This window comes from Anaeromusa acidaminophila DSM 3853 (genome assembly GCF_000374545.1).
In the GTDB taxonomy this organism is placed as follows: domain Bacteria; phylum Bacillota; class Negativicutes; order Anaeromusales; family Anaeromusaceae; genus Anaeromusa; species Anaeromusa acidaminophila.
In genome coordinates this window covers 1-2,482 of sequence record NZ_KB894629.1, presented here as the reverse complement: position 1 = coordinate 2,482, position 2,482 = coordinate 1, and the positions used below count along the sequence as shown (strand labels likewise).

Sequence of the window (2,482 nt, the reverse complement as noted above, 5' to 3'; positions counted from 1 at the left end):
GTACGCCCAGATAGGGCGTCATTAAAAGTAGGATAAGGAACTACCACCCACAATCATGGGTGAGCCAATCTGCCTAACCGAAAGGCGAAAGCTGACACGGGAACAGAGTACGGCAGAAAAGCGGTAAGTTGCCCAAAGGCTAAAGGGCACGACTAGAACCGCAATGGCAACCGGATATGAGGTTTAACCTGAGTTTGGTGAACGCAAGGTTTGAGTGTCCATTTCTAAGGGGGATTGGGAAAATAGCCTGAAACCCATTCTGTGGCTGTCTAACGTTACATCCTTCAACGTTGGAATGATTGCAAATACCACAGCACGAGCGGGAGAACCCGTGTTAAAGAACCGAAAGCGAAACCGACAATCCGGAATCCAAGTAATGACGCTAACTGGGGATATCCTAAGGGTCAATGCCGCGAAAGAGGCTATAGCTCTGGGCTTGAATATGACCTAAGGGTACGGAGCTTCCGTAGTAGTCCGATGACGGTAACGCCGTCAACATGGCGAAGGGGAGCAGTTTATGCGACTTCAAAATTAAAGATGAAAGGGAGGAGAATCCTCGAATGAAACCAACATCTGAAATTTTGGAACGAATGTATCAGAATTCAGCGAAACACACTAACGGTGTCTACACACGACTTTACAGATATTTGTTACGGGAAGATATATATCTGACCGCATACAAAAAACTCTATGCCAATAAAGGCGCGGGAACAAAAGGCGTGGATAATGACACGGCGGACGGCTTTGGGATGGAATATGTTCATCAAATCATTGATGAACTGAAAAACCAAACCTATATGCCCAAACCGGTCAGAAGAACGCATATCCCAAAACAAAACGGAAAGATGCGCCCGCTTGGCATACCGTCATTTCGGGACAAACTTGTTCAAGATGTGATAAGGCAGTTTCTGGAAGCAATTTATGAGCCGATTTTCAGCGATCGTTCGCATGGTTTTAGACCGAACAGAAGCTGTCATACTGCACTGAAACAAATCAGTCGCAGTTTCCGCGGAGCAAAATGGTTTGTCGAGGGTGATATCAAAGGCTGTTTTGACAATATTGACCACGCAGTGCTATTGAATTTGCTGTCGGAGAAAATCAAGGACAGCAAGTTTGTCACGCTTATCGGGAAATTTCTGAAAGCAGGGTATTTGGAGGCTTGGCAGTATCACGCGACCTACAGCGGAACACCCCAAGGCGGTATTTTGTCGCCTATCCTTGCCAACATCTATCTGCACGAACTGGACAAGAAGGTTGAACAGCTGAAGCAAGATTTTTCACGCCCTGCAGAAAAAGTCAGAACCACGATCTACAGCACGAAGGCACGCGAGATTGAACGTGTCAGAAAGCTGTATGCGGATTGCGTAAGTGATGAGGAACGCAAAGAGGTATTGGATAAAATCCAAAAGCTTAAAACGGAAATCAGAACGCTTCCATATAAAGACGCAACCGATAAAAAGTTGGCTTATGTCCGTTATGCTGATGATTTTATCATCAGCGTGTGCGGTACGCGGGAAGAATGCGAGGAAATCAAGCAGCAGTTAAAGTCGTTCCTTTCCGAAAAACTCAAACTGGAGCTTAGTGATGATAAAACCAAAATCACACACAGTTCCGAAAACGCAAGATTTCTCGGATATGACGTTAATGTTCGTCGTAACAATGAGTGTAAGCGTAAAGGCAATGGCACGATACAACGGACATTGAACAATTCCGTGGAGCTTCTGGTACCGTTTGAGAAAATCGAACGGTTTATGTTTGAGCGAAAAATCGTCAAGCAAGACAAAGATGGGACCTTGATACCGTGGCAAAGGCTGTCGATGTACGGATTGACTGATTTGGAAGTGCTGGACACCTACAATTCGCAAACGCGTGGAATTTGTAACTATTACAGTTTAGCGAGCAATTTCGCCAAACTAAAGTATTTCGTATATCTCATGGAATACAGTTGCCTGAAAACGCTGGCGCAAAAACATAAGACCAGGATCTCGGCTATCAAGAGAAAATACAAAGCGGGACATTCGTGGGGTATCCCCTACGAAACTAAAAATGGCGCAAAAAAGATGATGAGTATAAAATTCTCAGATCTGAATAAAAGCGCTATATTCAATGGCGAAGTGGACAAAATTACCCATCACGCCCATTTTACCAACGCAAATTCTCTTGAAAACCGTTTGAAAATGAAGAAATGTGAATTGTGCGGTGCGGATAGCAATACCACCTTTGAGATTCACCACATCAACAAGCTGAAAAATCTCAAGGGAAAGGAACAATGGGAGCGGGCTATGATTGCCCGCAAACGAAAAACTTTGGTAGTTTGCAAGTCCTGCCATAATGGAATTCATCATTCGTCATAGCGTAAATGGAAAGCCGTGTACATCGAGAGGTGTAAGCACGGTTTGGGGAGAGGGTGGAACAAACCTGTCGCAGTAATGCGGCAAGGCGGTACTTCCCTACTCTACATGAAGTTTCAAAGCATCGGCAT

Annotated in this window: 1 protein-coding gene; it reads left to right on the top strand. The window is 44.8% G+C overall.

From position 1 onward, the window contains the following. Window positions 1-560: 560 nt before the first annotated feature. Window positions 561-2,354 carry a group II intron reverse transcriptase/maturase gene (ltrA, locus tag C508_RS0117250; protein ID WP_018704816.1) on the top strand — a complete coding sequence of 598 codons (1,794 nt, stop codon included), beginning with the start codon at window positions 561-563 and terminating at the stop codon, window positions 2,352-2,354. The last annotated feature ends 128 nt before the right edge of the window (window positions 2,355-2,482 follow it).